The organism is Streptomyces sp. P9-2B-2 (assembly GCF_030406865.1).
Classification (GTDB): domain Bacteria; phylum Actinomycetota; class Actinomycetes; order Streptomycetales; family Streptomycetaceae; genus Streptomyces; species Streptomyces platensis.
Genome location: NZ_CP129126.1, coordinates 2,535,831 through 2,551,004 on the forward strand (window position 1 = coordinate 2,535,831; position 15,174 = coordinate 2,551,004).

General features: G+C 72.1%; 15 protein-coding genes. 4 read left to right on the plus strand and 11 right to left on the minus strand.

All coding sequences use genetic code 11. From position 1 onward, the window contains the following. The first annotated feature begins 149 nt into the window (after positions 1–149). Positions 150–626, plus strand: a complete 477-nt coding sequence (gene bfr, locus QT196_RS11005; RefSeq protein ID WP_085927275.1) for a bacterioferritin — start codon at positions 150–152, stop codon at positions 624–626. Between the two features lie 70 nt (positions 627–696). Here the strand turns inward: bfr and QT196_RS11010 are convergent, their stop codons facing one another. Next, entirely contained in the window at positions 697–951 is a 255-nt protein-coding gene (locus QT196_RS11010) for a (2Fe-2S)-binding protein (protein WP_168478699.1), read from the minus strand. 172 nt (positions 952–1,123) lie between these two features. Continuing rightward, on the minus strand, positions 1,124–2,467 hold the full coding sequence (locus QT196_RS11015) for a class II 3-deoxy-7-phosphoheptulonate synthase (RefSeq protein ID WP_190146092.1): 1,344 nt from the start codon (positions 2,465–2,467) through the stop codon (positions 1,124–1,126). A 259-nt stretch (positions 2,468–2,726) separates the two neighbouring features. On the opposite strand from QT196_RS11015, the gene QT196_RS11020 reads away from it, so the two are divergent. Then, positions 2,727–4,676: an anthranilate synthase family protein gene (locus tag QT196_RS11020; RefSeq protein WP_168478700.1), complete on the plus strand. Its 1,950-nt coding sequence runs from the start codon at positions 2,727–2,729 to the stop codon at positions 4,674–4,676. Here the strand turns inward: QT196_RS11020 and QT196_RS11025 are convergent. From QT196_RS11025 to QT196_RS11045, 5 genes are all read right to left on the minus strand, one after another. After that, positions 4,642–5,658 (minus strand): 2-hydroxyacid dehydrogenase, encoded by a 1,017-nt coding sequence (locus QT196_RS11025; protein ID WP_168478701.1) that lies wholly within the window; start codon positions 5,656–5,658, stop codon positions 4,642–4,644. The two genes, QT196_RS11020 and QT196_RS11025, sit on opposite strands and share 35 nt — an antisense overlap. A 158-nt stretch (positions 5,659–5,816) precedes the next feature. After that, positions 5,817–6,845, minus strand: coding sequence for a 6-phosphofructokinase (locus QT196_RS11030; protein ID WP_168478702.1), 1,029 nt, complete (start codon positions 6,843–6,845; stop codon positions 5,817–5,819). Between the two features lie 203 nt (positions 6,846–7,048). Further along, positions 7,049–7,720 carry a response regulator transcription factor gene (locus tag QT196_RS11035; RefSeq protein ID WP_168483680.1) on the minus strand — a complete coding sequence of 224 codons (672 nt, stop codon included), beginning with the start codon at positions 7,718–7,720 and terminating at the stop codon, positions 7,049–7,051. 47 nt (positions 7,721–7,767) lie between these two features. Further along, positions 7,768–9,024, minus strand: a complete 1,257-nt coding sequence (locus QT196_RS11040) for a DUF5931 domain-containing protein (RefSeq protein ID WP_266731435.1) — start codon at positions 9,022–9,024, stop codon at positions 7,768–7,770. 133 nt (positions 9,025–9,157) lie between these two features. Beyond that, positions 9,158–9,889 (minus strand): lysophospholipid acyltransferase family protein, encoded by a 732-nt coding sequence (locus QT196_RS11045; protein WP_290354825.1) that lies wholly within the window; start codon positions 9,887–9,889, stop codon positions 9,158–9,160. A gap of 160 nt (positions 9,890–10,049) precedes the next feature. Between QT196_RS11045 and QT196_RS11050 the strand changes: the two genes are divergently transcribed. After that, a complete protein-coding gene (locus QT196_RS11050) occupies positions 10,050–10,844 on the plus strand; it encodes an alpha/beta fold hydrolase (RefSeq protein ID WP_266730391.1) in 795 nt (264 codons plus the stop codon). Then, positions 10,831–11,427 carry a hypothetical protein gene (locus tag QT196_RS11055; protein WP_266730392.1) on the plus strand — a complete coding sequence of 199 codons (597 nt, stop codon included), beginning with the start codon at positions 10,831–10,833 and terminating at the stop codon, positions 11,425–11,427. The genes QT196_RS11050 and QT196_RS11055 overlap by 14 nt, the downstream gene beginning before the upstream one ends. Before the next feature lies 1 nt (position 11,428). Here the strand turns inward: QT196_RS11055 and QT196_RS11060 are convergent, their stop codons facing one another. From QT196_RS11060 to QT196_RS11075, 4 genes are all read right to left on the minus strand, one after another. Then, positions 11,429–12,202, minus strand: coding sequence for an endonuclease/exonuclease/phosphatase family protein (locus tag QT196_RS11060; RefSeq protein ID WP_168483681.1), 774 nt, complete (start codon positions 12,200–12,202; stop codon positions 11,429–11,431). A 121-nt stretch (positions 12,203–12,323) separates the two neighbouring features. Next, positions 12,324–13,265, minus strand: coding sequence for an ROK family glucokinase (locus QT196_RS11065; RefSeq protein ID WP_168478705.1), 942 nt, complete (start codon positions 13,263–13,265; stop codon positions 12,324–12,326). A 122-nt stretch (positions 13,266–13,387) separates the two neighbouring features. Further along, complete coding sequence (locus tag QT196_RS11070) at positions 13,388–13,864, minus strand: DUF5304 domain-containing protein (protein WP_290354826.1); 477 nt, start codon at positions 13,862–13,864, stop codon at positions 13,388–13,390. 105 nt (positions 13,865–13,969) lie between these two features. After that, a complete protein-coding gene (locus QT196_RS11075) occupies positions 13,970–15,172 on the minus strand; it encodes an ArsA family ATPase (protein ID WP_168478707.1) in 1,203 nt (400 codons plus the stop codon). Positions 15,173–15,174: the final 2 nt, after the last annotated feature.

Below are 15,174 nucleotides of genomic sequence, written 5' to 3' on the forward strand. Positions count from 1 at the left end.
TGTTGTCAGACCGGAAGGGGTGCCGATGACCAGGGATGGGAGGGATTCGGGCAACTCGCACTAAGCGTGCACTTACTGGACGTCTCGCTCAGGGCGGTGCGAGGATGCGCGGCACCTGCCCAGTTCTCGCGTGGAAGGAGCCCGCTGCCATGCAGGGCGACCCCGAGGTCATCGAATTCCTCAACGAGCAGCTGACCGCCGAGCTGACCGCGATCAACCAGTACTTCCTGCACGCCAAGATGCAGGAGAACTTCGGCTGGACGAAGCTCGCGAAGTACACCCGCTCCGAGTCCTTCGACGAGATGAAGCACGCGGAGATCCTCACGGACCGGATTCTCTTCCTCGACGGCCTGCCGAATTACCAGCGGCTGTTCCATGTCCGGGTCGGCCAGACCGTCACCGAGATGTTCCAGGCCGACCGGCAGGTGGAGGTCGAGGCCATCGACCGGCTCAAGCGCGGTATCGAGCTCATGCGCAACAAGGGCGACATCACGTCGGCGAATATCTTCGAGGACATCCTCGCGGACGAGGAGCACCACATCGACTATCTCGACACCCAGCTGGAACTGATCGAGAAGCTCGGGGAAGCGCTCTACATCGCCCAGGTCATCGAGCAGCCGAGCTGAGCGAGCGGCCGGATGCCCGCGCTCCGCGGCGGCCCGGCCGGCATGGGGAGATCACCCGTGCCCCTGAGGGCTACGCGGCCTCCGAGAGCGCCGCGGGCGCCACTGCGCCCGCCTCCGCGACCAGCGGCTCGGGCGAACCGCTGTCGATGAGCTCCCGGCGGGGGCAGTCCCCACGGCCGAGCAGCGACTGGATACGGCGCACACAGCCGCCGCAGTCGGTGCCCGCCTTGCAGGCGGAGGCGATCTGGCGGGGCGTGCAGGCGCCCGTGTCCGCATGGTCGCGGACCTGCTGCTCGGTGATCCCGAAGCAAGAGCAGACGTACACGCGGTTCACCTCCGGTGGGATGCCCCACCGATCCGGCTGATCTTCAGTGAGGTAACCCTTACCTTACCTGGCCCGGCAGGGGCTACACAACGCAGTGGGGCGCGGATCACAGGATCCGCGCCCCACCTCTGCTATGTCCCTGACCGTCAATGCAGGTCAGCGGCCGATCGCCTCACTGATCGCGGTACATCTCCGCCACCAGGAACGCCAGGTCGAGCGACTGGCTGCGGTTGAGCCGCGGGTCGCAGGCGGTCTCGTAGCGCTGGTGGAGGTCGTCGACGAAGATCTCGTCGCCGCCGCCCACGCACTCGGTGACATCGTCACCGGTGAGCTCGACGTGGATACCGCCCGGGTGCGTGCCGAGGCTCTTGTGGACCTCGAAGAAGCCCTTGACCTCGTCCAGCACATCGTCGAAGCGCCGGGTCTTGTGACCGGAGGCGGCCTCGAAGGTGTTGCCGTGCATCGGGTCGCAGATCCAGGCGACCTGCGCGCCGGAGGCGGTGACCTTCTCGACCAGCTCGGGGAGCTTGTCGCGGACCTTGTCCGCTCCCATGCGGGTGATGAAGGTCAGCCGGCCCGGCTCCCGCTCCGGGTCGAGGCGCTCGATGAGCGTCAGCGCGTCCTGCGCGGTGGTCGTCGGGCCGAGCTTGACGCCGATGGGGTTGCGGATGCGCGAGGCGAACTCGATGTGCGCACCGTCCAGCTGACGGGTGCGCTCGCCGATCCAGACCATGTGGCCGGAGACGTCGTAGAGGTTGCCGGTGCGCGAGTCGACGCGGGTCAGCGAGGACTCGTAGTCGAGGACCAGCGCCTCGTGGGAGGCGTAGAACTCGACGGTGCGGAACTCCTCGGGGTTGACCCCGCAGGCGTTCATGAAGTTCATCGCGCGGTCGATCTCGCGGGCCAGCGCCTCGTAGCGCTGTCCGGAGGGCGAGGACTTCACGAAGTCCTGGTTCCAGGCGTGCACCTGCCGCAGGTCGGCGTAGCCGCCGGTGGTGAAGGCGCGCACGAGGTTCAGGGTCGCCGCGGAGGCGTGGTACATCCGCTTCAGCCGCTGCGGGTCCGGGATCCGGGCCGCCTCGGTGAACTCGAAGCCGTTGACGGAGTCGCCGCGGTAGGTCGGCAGCGTCACCCCGTCGCGCGTCTCGGTGGGCTTGGAGCGCGGCTTGCTGTACTGGCCGGCGATCCGGCCGACCTTGACCACCGGGACGGACCCGGCGTAGGTCAGGACGGCGCCCATCTGGAGGAGCGTCTTGAGCTTGTTACGGATGTGCTCGGCGGATACGGCGTCGAAGGCCTCCGCGCAGTCGCCGCCCTGAAGCAGGAACGCCTCACCACGGGCGACCGCTCCCAGGCGCTCGCGCAGCTGGTCGCACTCGCCCGCGAAGACGAGCGGCGGATAGGACTCGAGCTCCGCGATCACATCGCGCAGAGCCTCTTGGTCCGGCCAGTCAGGCTGCTGCGCCGCGGGCAGGTCTTGCCAGGTGTTGCCACCGGCGTGGGTTTCAGCGTTCACGGTCACAAGCCCCACATTACGGGGTCCCGGCGGACTGTCCGTCCCGGCATCCGGACTTTGAGACGCAGGGCACTCGGAGGGTCCGGTAGGGTGCCCTCCATGTGCACGCGACCTGCGATGAACAGCAACTGGTGGTGGACCGCTCATCCGGCGGCCCACTGATTCGCGCGCACATCCCACACTTCGCGAAGGCCGCCCGAGGGGCGGCCTTCAGCCTTTTCCGGCGGCCGTTCCTCCTCTCCTGGAAGGAACCCCCGCCATGCACCGCGAGCCCCCCGCCCCCGCCGCCGCGCTCGTCCAGCGGCTGCTCGACCCCGCCTGCCCGCCGTTCGCCCTGCTGCACCGCCGTGCCCCGGGGCGGGAGGCCGCCTCCCCCGTCGTCGAGGTGCTGACCGGCGAGGTGACGGAGGTCGAGCGGCTGGCCGACATCCCGCTGGGCAACGGCGTGCCGGACGCGCCGGTCACCGACGCGCTCGCGCTGATCCCGTTCCGGCAGATCCGCGAGCGCGGCTTCCGGGCCCATGACGACGGCACCCCGCTGGCCGTGCTGCGCCCGCGGGAGACCGCCGAGCTGCCCCTGGACGACATACTCGCGGCGCTGCCCGCCCATGACGTGCGGGTGACGGACGGGGCGTTCGACGTGGACGACGCGGCCTACGCCAGGATCGTCGGGCGGGTGGTCCGGGACGAGATCGGCACCGGCGAGGGCGCGAACTTCGTCATCCGCCGGACGTTCGAGGGCGAGCTCGCGGACTTCTCGGCGGCCGACGCGCTGGCGCTGTTCCGGCGACTGCTGGCCGGTGAGCGCGGCGCGTACTGGACGTATGTGGTGCACCGCCCGGGGGTGCACACGCTGGTCGGCGCCAGCCCCGAGGTGCATGTCCGGGCCTCCGGCGGGACGGTCGTGATGAATCCGATCAGCGGCACCTACCGCTACCCGGAGGGCGGCCCCACCGCCGAGAGCCTGCTGGCGTTCCTCGACGACCGCAAGGAGGTCGAGGAACTGTCCATGGTGGTGGACGAGGAGCTGAAGATGATGTGCACCGTGGGCGACAAGGGCGGTGTGGTGGTCGGGCCGCGACTCAAGGAGATGGCGCATCTCGCGCACACCGAGTACGAGCTGCGCGGCCGGTCCACCCTCGATGTGCGCGAGGTGCTCCGGGAGACGATGTTCGCGGCGACGGTCACCGGGTCGCCGGTGCAGAACGCCTGCCGGGTGATCGAGCGGCACGAGCCGGTGGACGCCGACGGCCGGGGGCGCGGCTACTACGCGGGGGCGCTGGCCCTGATCGGGCGGGACACCGGCGGCGCGCAGACACTGGACTCGCCGATCCTGATCCGGACGGCCGACATCTCCGCCGGGGGACGACTGCGGGTGCCGGTCGGTGCCACCCTCGTACGCGGCTCCGATCCGCACGGCGAGGTCGCCGAGACGCACGCCAAGGCCGCGGGGGTGCTGAGCGCGCTGGGTGTGCGGCCGGCGCCCGCGCGCCCTGCGGACGGGGGGCGGCCGCCGCGGCTGGCCGACGACCCGCGGGTGCGGGCCGCGCTGGACGCCCGACGGGCCGATCTGGCGCCGTTCTGGCTGCGGATGCAGACCACCGCGCCCACCGCCGAGCTGAGCGGACACGCCCTGGTCATCGACGCGGAGGACACCTTCACCGCGATGCTGGCGCACCTGCTGCGCACCTCGGGGCTGACCGTCACCGTGCGCCGCTTCGACGAGCCGGGGCTGCGCGCGGCCGCCCGTACGCACCAGGGGCCGGTGGTGCTGGGCCCGGGGCCGGGCGATCCGTCCGACGCCGCCGACCCCAAGATGCGCTTTCTGCGGTCGCTGACCGCCGAACTGGTCGCGGGGCACCGGCACGGTCTCCTGGGGGTCTGCCTCGGGCATGAACTTCTCGCCGCGGAGCTGGGGTTGGAGATCGTCCGCAAGGAGGTGCCCTTCCAGGGCGCGCAGGAGCGGATCGAGTTCTTCGGGCGCGAGGAGACGGTGGGCTTCTACAACACCTTCACGGCCCGCTGCGATGACACCACCGCGGCCGAACTGGCGATGCACCGCGTGGAGTTGAGCCGGGACGCGGCCACCGGCGAGGTGCATGCGCTGCGCGGGCCGGGTTTCGCGGGGGTGCAGTTCCACCCGGAGTCGGTGCTGACCCTGGACGGCGCCTCGGTCACGGCGCAGCTTTTGGCAGCTGTCCTCGTGTGACCAGCATGTTCTCGTTGGTGCGGTGGGCCAGGTAGTCCTCGACGTTGGCCATGGTGGCCTCGACGATCTGGCCCACCGCGTCCTGGGTGAAGTACGCCTGGTGCGAGGTGACCAGCACGTTCCCGAAGGTCATCAGGCGGGCGAGGGTGTCGTCGCTGATGATGTCCAGGGACTTGTCGAAGAAGAAGAACGCGGCCTCCTCCTCGTAGACGTCCAGGCCGACACCGGTGAGCCGGCCGGCCTTGAGCGTGTCGACGAGGGCCGCGGTGTCGACCAGCCCGCCGCGGCTGGTGTTGATCAGGATCGCGTCGTCCTTCATCGCGGCCAGCGCGGCGGCGTCGACGAGATGCCGGGTCTCGTCCACCAGCGGGAGGTGCAGGGTGACCAGATCCGCCTCGGCGAACAGCCGCTCCCGGGCGACGTACTTCATACCGAGCTCGACGCAGTGCGGGTTCTCGGTGAGGTCCCAGCCCAGCAGGTTCATGCCGAAGCCATGGGCGATCCGGGTGAAGGCCGTGCCGATCTTGCCGGTGCCGAGCACCCCCGCCGTCCGCCCGCGCAGGTCGCGGCCCATCAGGCCGTCCAGCCGGAAGTCGAAGTTACGGGTGCGGTTCGTGGCCCGGACCAGCCGCCGGTCGACGGCCAGCGCGAGCGCCCAGGCGAATTCGGCGACCGCGTGCGGGGAGTAGTGGGCGACCCGGCCGACGCTCATCCCGAGGTCGGCCGCGGCCTCCAGATCGATGTTGTTGAAGCCGGTGGAGCGCTGGGCGATCATCTTCGTCCCGCCGGCCGCGAGGGTCTGGAGGACGTCCGCGCCCAGGTCGGCGTTGACGCTGGAGCTGACGATCTCGTAGCCGCGGGCGATGGGGGCGGTGTCACGGTTGAGGAAGACATCGAGACTGCGGACCTGGTGGCGGCCGGCGAAGGCCCGCTCCAGATACGGCTGCTCATCCGTCTGCACACCGAAGGCGACGATCTCCACGAGCTCTCCCGGGTTCTTCCGCCGGTTCAGAATCTCCCGCCATGAGCGAGAGGCCGTATAGGTCGCGTATGGCGAATATACGGCCCATCGCCCGGAGGTGCCGCCCGGAGTGCCGGACGGCGGCGGGAGCGGTGACCGGCCGGGCTCAGCGGCCTGGCTCAGCCGAAGAACACCCCGACCTCGGCATACAGCGCCGGGTCCACGGTCTTCAGCTTGGCGGTGGCCTCCGCGATCGGCACCCGGACGATGTCCGTGCCGCGCAGCGCGACCATCTTGCCGAAGTCGCCGTCGCGCACCGCGTCGATGGCGTGCAGCCCGAAGCGGGTGGCCAGCCAGCGGTCGAAGGCGCTCGGGGTGCCGCCGCGCTGGGTGTGCCCGAGGACCGTCGTCCGCGCCTCCTTGCCGGTCCGCGCCTCGATCTCCTTGGCCAGCCACTCCCCCACACCGGACAGCCGGACGTGCCCGAAGGAGTCCGTGGAGTCGTCCTTCAGGACCATCTGTCCGTCCTTGGGCATCGCGCCCTCGGCGACGACCACGATCGGGGCGTAGCGGACCTTGAAGCGGGACTCGATCCAGCGGCAGACCTGCTCGATGTCGAAGCGCTGCTCCGGGATGAGGATGACGTTCGCCCCGCCGGCGAGCCCGGAGTGCAGCGCGATCCACCCGGCGTGCCGGCCCATCACCTCGACGACCAGGACCCGCATATGGGATTCGGCGGTGGTGTGCAGCCGGTCGATGGCCTCGGTGGCGACGCCGACGGCGGTGTCGAAGCCGAAGGTGTAGTCCGTGGCCGACAGGTCGTTGTCGATGGTCTTGGGGACGCCGACGCAGGGGACGGCGTACTCGTCGGAGAGCCGGGCGGCGACGCCGAGGGTGTCCTCGCCGCCGATCGCGATCAGCGCCCCGATCTCGTGCTTGGTGAGCGTCTCCTTGATCCGGCGGACGCCGTCGTTCTCCTTGAAGGGGTTGGTCCGCGAGGAGCCGAGGACGGTGCCGCCGCGCGGCAGGATGCCACGCACCGCCGGGATGTCCAGCGGCAGGGTGTCGCCTTCCATCGGCCCGCGCCAGCCGTCGCGGAAGCCGACGAACTCGTATCCGTACTCCTGGGTGCCCTTGCGGACGATGCCCCTGATCACCGCGTTCAGACCCGGGCAGTCGCCGCCGCCGGTCAGTACTCCGACCCGCATCGCTGCTTCACCTACATCCCGTCAGTGGCCGCACGCACACGGCCGGGTTCGATCCGACCCCGGTCACGCTAATGGTGATCTGGGTCACTCAGGGATGGGGCAAACGGGGATGTCGGTGATTTATGCGGGAGTTGGGGCGAGGCGTTCACCCGTACGAGCGGACCGCATCCGGCCGCGGCCGGTCCGGCCGGGGAACGCGCCGGTCACGCCTCGTCGAGACCGCGCTCGATCGCGTACCGCACCAGCTCCACACGGTTGTGCAACTGGAGCTTGCCGAGGGTGTTCTGGACGTGGTTCTGCACCGTGCGGTGCGAGATGACCAGGCGTTCGGCGATCTGCTTGTACGAGAGTCCCTTGGCGACCAGCCGCAGCACCTCGGTCTCCCGGTCCGTCAGCTGCGGTGCGCCCGGCTCGTCCGGCGTCGCCGGGGCCGGCTCGGTCGCCAGCCTGCGGTACTCACCGAGCACCAGACCGGCCAGGCCCGGGGTGAACACCGCATCGCCGGCGGCCGTGCGGCGCACCGCGTCCAGCAGCTCCGCCGTGCTCGCCGACTTCAGCAGATAGCCGGTCGCCCCGGACTTGACCGCCTCCAGGACATCGGCGTGCTCCCCGCTCGCGGACAGCACCAGCACCCGCAGCTTCGGATGGGCGCCGACCAGTTCCTTGCAGACCCGGACGCCGGGCAGCTCCGGCAGATTGAGGTCCAGGACCAGCACATCGGGTGAGGCGGCCTGCGCCCGGCGCACCGCCTGGAGGCCGTCACCGGCCGTCGCGACCACGTCGAACCCGGCCTCCGCCAGATCCCGCGCGACCGCGTCCCGCCACATCGGGTGGTCGTCGACCACCATGACCCGCAGGGCCGTCTGCTCGCTCATGCCGCTACCGCCCCGCGCGGCCCCGTCCCGCTCCGTGCTGCACTCGCTCACGCTCTCGCCTTCCCCCGCCTTCCGCCCTCGGGCGCCGTGCCCTTGGGGACCGTCAACTCCACTTCCGTGCCCTGGCCCGGGACCGAGACCCACTCCGCGGTGCCGCCCAGATCGCGCAGCCGGCCGCGGATCGACAGGGCCACCCCCATCCGGCCCTCGCGCTCGGCGTCCGCGAGCCGGCCCTCGGGGATGCCGGGGCCGTCGTCGCGGACCGTCACGAGCACCGCCTGCGGCTCGTCCTCCACCAGGATCCACGCGCGGGCCTCGGCCCCCGCATGCACCCGTACATTGTCCAACGCCGCACTGACAGCGGCCGCGAGCTCGGCCGCCGCGGCGGCCGGCAGCACGACCGGGGCACCGGGCTCGGAGAACGTCACCCCCGCCCCGGCAAAGGGCGCGAGCAACGCCCGGACGTCACACGGCCCGTCACCGGCCGGATCCGGCGCCGGTGCGGTCGGGGCGACGGCGTCCCCGTCGTCCGGCTCACTCCCGTCGGCCGGGTGCGGCACGGTCCCCGCCGCACCGTCCGGGCCGCCCCCGCGCGGCGGCGTCACCAGCCCGCCGGCGACCAGGGTCCGCAGCGCGACCTCCTGCTCCCCGGCCATCCGGCCCAGTTCGGCCGCCTCGCCACCGATCTCGGTACCGCGCCGCTGCACCATCGCCAGCACCTGGAGCACGCTGTCGTGGATGTCGCGGGCCAGCCGCTCCCGCTCCCGGGTGGCCGCCTCGATCTGGAGGGCGCGCGCGAGGGTGCGCTCACTGGAGCGGGCCACCTCGACGACATAGCCGATACCGACGCTGGCCACCCACACCAGCACCACGTTGTGGACAGTGTCACGGGCCAGCTCCTGGCGCTCGACCAGGTTGGCCACCGCCACGAAGCTGGAAGCCACCGCGGCCCAGCGCCAGCCGCCCTTGATCGCGAAGCCCAGCACGGCACCCGCCGTCCAGATGGAGGGCAGCGTCGGCGCGCCGTCCATGATGCGGACGTGGCTGTCGACCAGCGGGGTGAGCAGGATGCCGCCGACTGCGAAGCCGAGGTCGGCGAGGAGGAAGTGCCGGGTGCAGCGCTCCGCCGAGGTCGTCCGGCGCCAGGTCAGCGCCATCCAGATCGTGAGCGCGCCCATGTAGGCGGCGGCGCCCAGCGGGTGGTCGTACTTGCGGTACGAGAGCCCGACCAGGCCCAGGGTGTAGACGAGGGTCAGGATGCGGTAGCCGGTGAGCGCGCGCCACAGCGGCAGCTCGACGGACATCCGCACCACCGGCGGCGGCTTGTTCCTGCCCCTGGCGGCCAGGCCGCCGCGCACGGTCCGTCTCTCCGTATCCGTCATTGCCGGCCCCCACCCCTCGCCGGGCGCCCCCGCGCCCGGCCTCGGCTCTGCCCGTCTATTCGGCGGCTGCCTTCTTGGCCTGCTCCGCCTCGGCCTGCTGCTTCGCCTCGGCCTTCGCGGCGTCGGCGATCTGCCGCTTGGCCGCGGTCGCGTAGATGTCGACGTACTCCTGGCCGGACAGCTTCATGATCTCGTACATGACCTCGTCGGTGACCGACCGCAGGATGAAGCGGTCGCCCTCCATGCCCTGATAGCGGGTGAAGTCCAGCGGCCTGCCGATACGGATGCCCGGCCGGATCATCTTCGGCACGATCTTGCCCGGCGGCTGCACCTTCTCGGTGTCGATCATCGCCACGGGGATGACCGGCGCGCCGGTGGCCAGCGCCACCCGGGCCAGGCCGCCCGGCTTGCCGCGGTAGAGCCGGCCGTCCGGGGAGCGGGTGCCCTCCGGGTAGATGCCGAACAGCTCACCGCGTTCCAGGACCTCGATACCGCTCTTGATCGCCGCCTCGCCCGCACCGCGGCCGCCGGAGCGGTCGACCGGCAGCTGGCCCACGCCCTTGAAGAACGCGGCGGTCAGCTTGCCCTTGACGCCCGGGGAGGTGAAGTACTCGGACTTGGCGATGAAGGTGACCTTGCGGTCGAGCACCGCGGGCAGGAAGAAGGAGTCCGAGAAGGACAGATGGTTGCTCGCGAGGATCGCCGGACCCTCGGCGGGGATGTTCTCGATGCCTTCCACCCAGGGCCTGAAGGCAAGCTTCAGCGACCCGCCGATGGAAAACTTCATTGCGCCGTAGATCAACCGACTGCCTCCTGTGTGTGACGCAAAGACCTTAACCTGCCCCGGTGGCGCACTCGCGCCGCGGCCGCCGCCGGACCTACCCGCTTGCCGTCACTTTGCGTACCCTGAGGTAACTCGCCAGCCCCTCATCGATCGGAGACCCCCGGTGCCGCTCCTTTCCGGAGCCGAGCCGTTCCGCCGTGACGGCGGAGAGGTCGGCGTCCTCGTGTGCCACGGCTTCACCGGCTCCCCCCAGTCCGTCCGCCCCTGGGCCGAATACCTGGCCGACCGGGGCCTGACGGTCGCCCTCCCGCTGCTGCCCGGTCACGGCACCCGCTGGCAGGACATGCAGATCACCACCTGGCAGGACTGGTACGCAGAGGTCGACCGCGAGCTGCGCGCGCTGACCGAGCGCTGCTCCAAGGTCTTCGTCTGCGGCCTGTCGATGGGCGGTGCGCTGGCACTGCGGCTGGCCGCCAAGCACGGCGACGCGATCAGCGGGGTGGCGGTGGTCAACCCGGCCAACAAGCTCCATGACGCGGCCGCCCCGCTGCTCCCGGTGCTGCGGTATCTCGTCCGGACCACCAAGGGCGTGGTCAGCGACATCGCCAAGCCCGGCGCCCAGGAGGTCGGCTACGAGCGGGTGCCGCTGCACGCCGCGGACTCGCTGCGCCGGTTCTTCGGGCAGGTCGACTCCGAACTCCCGGGCGTCACCCAGCCGTTGCTGGTGATGACCAGCCCGCAGGACCATGTCGTACCGGCTGCGGACTCCGAGCGGATCCTCGCCCGGGTCTCCTCCACGGATGTGCGCCAGACGCTGCTGGAGCGCAGCTACCACGTCGCGACGCTGGACCACGACGCCGAGCAGATCTTCCGGGACACCTTCGCCTTCATCACCCGGCTCGCGCCGGAGGCGGCGGACTCGGCGCAGGAGGGGACGGCGGCCAGTGGCGGAGCGTAGCCCCCGCGACCCCCGGGACCCGCTGGACGAAGAGGCCGCCTGGGCCGAGATCGTGGCGGGCTACGGCGAGCAGCCGTCGTTCCCCGCGGGCGGCGGTGACGGCGGGGCCGGGACAGCCGAGGGGAACGGGGCCGAGGCGGCTGATGAGGACGGCGCGGCCGAGAAGCCCGAGGCCGCCGCCCCGTCCGAAACGGCCGGGAAGGACGGCACCGGACCCGGGGACGGCACCGGCGACGCCGCGCGGCCGGGCAGCTTCGTGGTCTTCGCGCCGGGTGTCGGCCCCCGCGACTGGAAGACCGCCGAGGCGTCCGACGACGACTTCGACGAGACCGACGAAGGCCACTTCACCCCGCCCGAGCCGCCCCCGCTGCCGAAGGCCGATGTCACCGCCAAGTTCGCCTGGCTCGCGGTCATCGGCGGCCCGATGCTGCTGGTCGCCATGGTGCTGCTCCAGCAGCCGGTGACATGGTGGATCACGGTCCTGGGCGTCGGTGGCTTCCTCGGCGGCTTCGCCACCCTGGTGGCCCGGATGAAGGACGACGACGAGGACGACGACCTGCCGGGCAGTGGCGCGGTGGTCTGAGTCAGCCGCCGGCCGGCACCCGCAGGGCGGCCAGCACCGGCAGATGATCCGTGGCGGCCAGGAGGTCGGCCTCCCGTACCCCCGCCAGCCCGTGCGGCACACCGCAGCCCAGCACCTCCACGCCCGCCGTGGTGAAGATCGCGTCGATCCGCTGATGCGGGTCGTGCGGTGTGGAGGTGAACTCCCCGCCCCACGGTTTCGCCGCCCAGGCGTCCGTGAGCGCCCCGGCCAGCCGCCGGAAGCTGCGGCCCTCCGGGCGGTCGTTGAGGTCACCCCCGGCGACGGCGTAGGGCACGTCCAGGGCGGCCAGCCGCTCCAGCAGCAGCCCGGCCTGCTCGTAGCGCTCCCGGTCGGCGAGGCTGAGATGGCAGCTGAGCACGCCGAGCCGGGCCCCGCCGATCCGGACCACGGCGAGCGCGAGACCGCGCTGGTGCAGCCCGGGCGTCCGGGGCAGCAGCACCTCCTCCGTACGCTCCACATGGGCGCGCAGGGTGGAAAGGATCATCGGGCCCGCGGTCGTCCCGCCGCCGCTGACGTACACCAGACCGGCCGCGCGGGCCAGCTTCTCGGCGGCCTTGCGCCAGCGGAAGAACCGCGGCGCCTCCTGGATCAGCACGAGATCGGGCTCGCAGGCCCGGATCACCCGGGCCAGTGCCGCCCGGTCGTCGCGCAGCGAGCGGATGTTGTAGCTGAGCACCCGGATCACGGCCGCACCGCCGCGTCCTGATGCCCCGGCGGCCGGGCCGGGTTCGGTGGCGGAGGCGGGGAGCGAGATCACGGCGGCAGGTCCTCTCACCGGGAGGGTCACGCGGGCCAAGATAGAGCACCGTCCGCCGCTCCCCCACGGGGCGCGACGGACGGTGCCGTACGGATGAGCGGGCGCGCGCCCGGGCGGGTCAGCCCTGGCGCGCCAGGTCGGCCGCGCCGACCAGACCGGCCTTGCCGCCGAGCTGGGCGGCGAGCACCTGGGCGTGCGGCCGCCACTGGTTGCCGACCAGCCAGCGGCGGAAGGACTTGCGGATCGGCTCCAGGACCAGTTCGCCCTCGTCCGAGACGCCGCCGCCGACGATGAACGCGGACGGGTCGAAGAGCGAGGCGAGGTCCGCGAGTCCGGCGCCGGCCCAGCGGGCCAGTTCGCGGAACGAGTCGATGGCGACCGGGTCGCCCTGGCGGGCGGCCTCGCTCACGTGCCGGCCCTGGATGCCCTCGGAGGTGCCGTCGCCGAGGGACAGCAGGATCTGGGCGTTCTCGGGGGTGGCGAAGGCGCGCTGGCGGGCGTAGCGCAGCAGGGCCCGGCCGGAGGCGTACTGCTCCCAGCAGCCCTGGTTGCCGCAGCCGCACAGCAGACCGTCGGGGACCATCCGGATGTGACCGAATTCGGCGGCGACGCCGAAGCGGCCACGGCGCAGCTTGTTGCCGATGATGATGCCGCCGCCGAGGCCGGTGCCGAGGGTGATGCAGATGACGTCGCTGTGGCCCTGGCCGGCGCCGAACTTGTACTCGCCCCAGGCCGCCGCGTTGGCGTCGTTCTCGACCACCACGGGGAGGCCGACGCGCTGTTCGACCTTGTCCTTGAGCGGTTCGTGGCGCCAGTCGATGTTCGGTGCGAACAGGACCGTGGCGCGCTTCTCGTCGACATAGCCGGCGGCACCGATGCCGACGGCCTCGACATGATGGCCCGCGCCGACGGTGCGTACCGCCTCCGCGATGGCCTCGGTCAGCGCATCGGTGGCATGCGGAGTCGGCACCTGGCACGTCTCAAGGATCGAGCCCTCTTCGTCGACCACGCCGGCCGCGATCTTCGTGCCGCCGATGTCGACGCCGATGGTGAGTCCCATGTGTCCCTCAGTTTTTCGCTCGAACCCCGCCGGGACCCACCGTACCGGAGGCCGGGGTGCCGCCCGCGTTCTTCGGGCTGTAGGGGTGGGGACACCCCCTGTACACCGGCGGCCCGGGGGCCTCAGTCGAGGTCGATCCGCTCGGTGCCGGTGGGGCCGTCGTCGTCGCGCGGATCGTCCTCGCGGCCGGCGGCGGGCCGGTCGTCGAGGTCGGCACGGGTCCAGCGGCGCTCGCTGCCCTCGACGGCGGAGCGGTAGGCGGCGAGCAGCTCGGAGCCGGCCGCGGCGAGGTGGTCGAAGATGTCGGGGTTCCGCTCGATGACCGGCTCGACGGCCGCCTTGGCCTGCTTGAACAGCTGATTGACGGCGCCCTGCGCGGCGATCCCGCCGAGCGCGCCGGGCAGCTGGATACCGGCGAGCTTGTCGGTCACCGCCTCCGCGAGCTTGCGCAGTTCCTCGGCGGCGCTGCCCGGCTGCGGGCCGTGGGCGGCGCGGTGCCGGGCCTTCTCGGCCGCGAGGTCCTCGGCGCAGGCGGTCGACCAGGCGTCGGCATCGGGCTCGGCCCGGCGGTCGGCGGGGCGCTCGGTGGCATCACTCATGGGGAACTCCGTGACTCCTGCTGCGAGGCGGTACGGCGAAGCAGTACGGGACGGGCACGTCGGGGCGGGCCCACCCTCGACGTTACCCGAACGGTGGAAGCGCGTTCAGTCGCTCTTGGGCCACAGATCCGGATCCGGGGTGAAGCGGATCTCCAGGGCGCCGTCGTGCAGTCCGGCACCGGAGACGGTGCAGCGGCGCAGCGCGGAGGGCAGCGTACGGATCCGCCGGAAGCGGCCGACGGTGACCACGATCTCGTCGCCGCGGCGTACCAGGCCGAGGCCCCGGCGTTCGGCGCCGGGCAGCGGTACCCGCCAGACGAGGATGCCGTCGGTGGCCAGCCGGTCCTCGACGGTCCAGGGGTCGGGGCGGGGTCCGCCGGCGGGCCCGTCCGCGCCGATTTCTCCCGCGGGGCCGTCGAGCAACTCGTCGAGCTCGTCGATGCCCTGGGGGTCCCGGCCCAGGTGGGGCACCTCATGGACGGGGAGGTCGGGGAACTCCTCGCGCAGCGCCTTGAGGGCGGTCTGCTGGCTGCCGGAGAGCGCGGCGAGGAACGGGTCGGCGGAGCCGGTGGGCAGCAGCCGGTTGACGACCAGGCCGTCGGTGCGCCGGCCGTGCAGCGCGAGTCCGGCGCGGATGCTGCGCAGTGTGGCGGCGGCGACCGGGCCGGCCTCGGTGATCAGGCGTACGGAGGTGCCGGGGTCGTCGATCGTGCGCTGGACGGCGGCGAGTTCGGTCTCCCAGCGCCCGGCGGCGTCGTACAGCTTCTGGGTGGGCATCGGGACGCCGGCCAGCTGGGCGAGCACCGGGCGCAGCGCCCGGGCCGCCTGCCGCTCGGGCGGCAGCAGCCGACGCAGATAGCGGCGCACCTGGGCGGGCAGGGCGAGCAGCCGGATGGTCTCGGCGGCCGGGGGCATGTCGACGACGACCAGGTCCCAGTCGTCCGAGGCGTGTGCGGCGCGCAGCGCGTGCAGCAGCGCGAAGTCCTCGGAGCCGGGGAGTTCGGTGAGTTCGTCCTCGTCGAGGGGGGCGGCGCCGAGCAGGTCGAGGGCGGCGCCGGCCCGCTCCTGGAAGGCGAGGAACTCCTGGCGGAACCGGTCGCCGGGGTCGATACGGCGGGCGTGCAGACCGGCGGCTATCGGGGTGGGCGCGTCGGCGCCGAGGGGCGTGCCCAGCACCGTTTCCGGTGCGCTGCTCCCCGTGGTGAGCAGCAGGGCCCGCTCGCCCCGGCGGGCGCCGGCCAGGGCGGTCGCGGCGGCGAGCGTGGTGCGGCCCGCACCGCCGGTGCCCGTGACGAGGACGATGCGCACGC

What these genes read in the sequence shown, in the direction of transcription:
- QT196_RS11040 (WP_266731435.1), bottom strand. Translation starts at nt 9,024, where the DNA reads ATGTCCGTCGAGCTGCCGCTGTGGCGCGCGCTCACCGGCTACCGCATC.
- QT196_RS11065 (WP_168478705.1), bottom strand. Translation starts at nt 13,265, where the DNA reads ATGGGACTCACCATCGGCGTCGACATCGGCGGCACGAAGATCGCGGCC.
- QT196_RS11020 (WP_168478700.1), top strand. Translation starts at nt 2,727, where the DNA reads ATGCACCGCGAGCCCCCCGCCCCCGCCGCCGCGCTCGTCCAGCGGCTG.
- QT196_RS11070 (WP_290354826.1), bottom strand. Translation starts at nt 13,864, where the DNA reads ATGAGTGATGCCACCGAGCGCCCCGCCGACCGCCGGGCCGAGCCCGAT.
- QT196_RS11035 (WP_168483680.1), bottom strand. Translation starts at nt 7,720, where the DNA reads ATGAGCGAGCAGACGGCCCTGCGGGTCATGGTGGTCGACGACCACCCG.
- QT196_RS11045 (WP_290354825.1), bottom strand. Translation starts at nt 9,889, where the DNA reads ATGAAGTTTTCCATCGGCGGGTCGCTGAAGCTTGCCTTCAGGCCCTGG.
- QT196_RS11030 (WP_168478702.1), bottom strand. Translation starts at nt 6,845, where the DNA reads ATGCGGGTCGGAGTACTGACCGGCGGCGGCGACTGCCCGGGTCTGAAC.
- bfr (WP_085927275.1), top strand. Translation starts at nt 150, where the DNA reads ATGCAGGGCGACCCCGAGGTCATCGAATTCCTCAACGAGCAGCTGACC.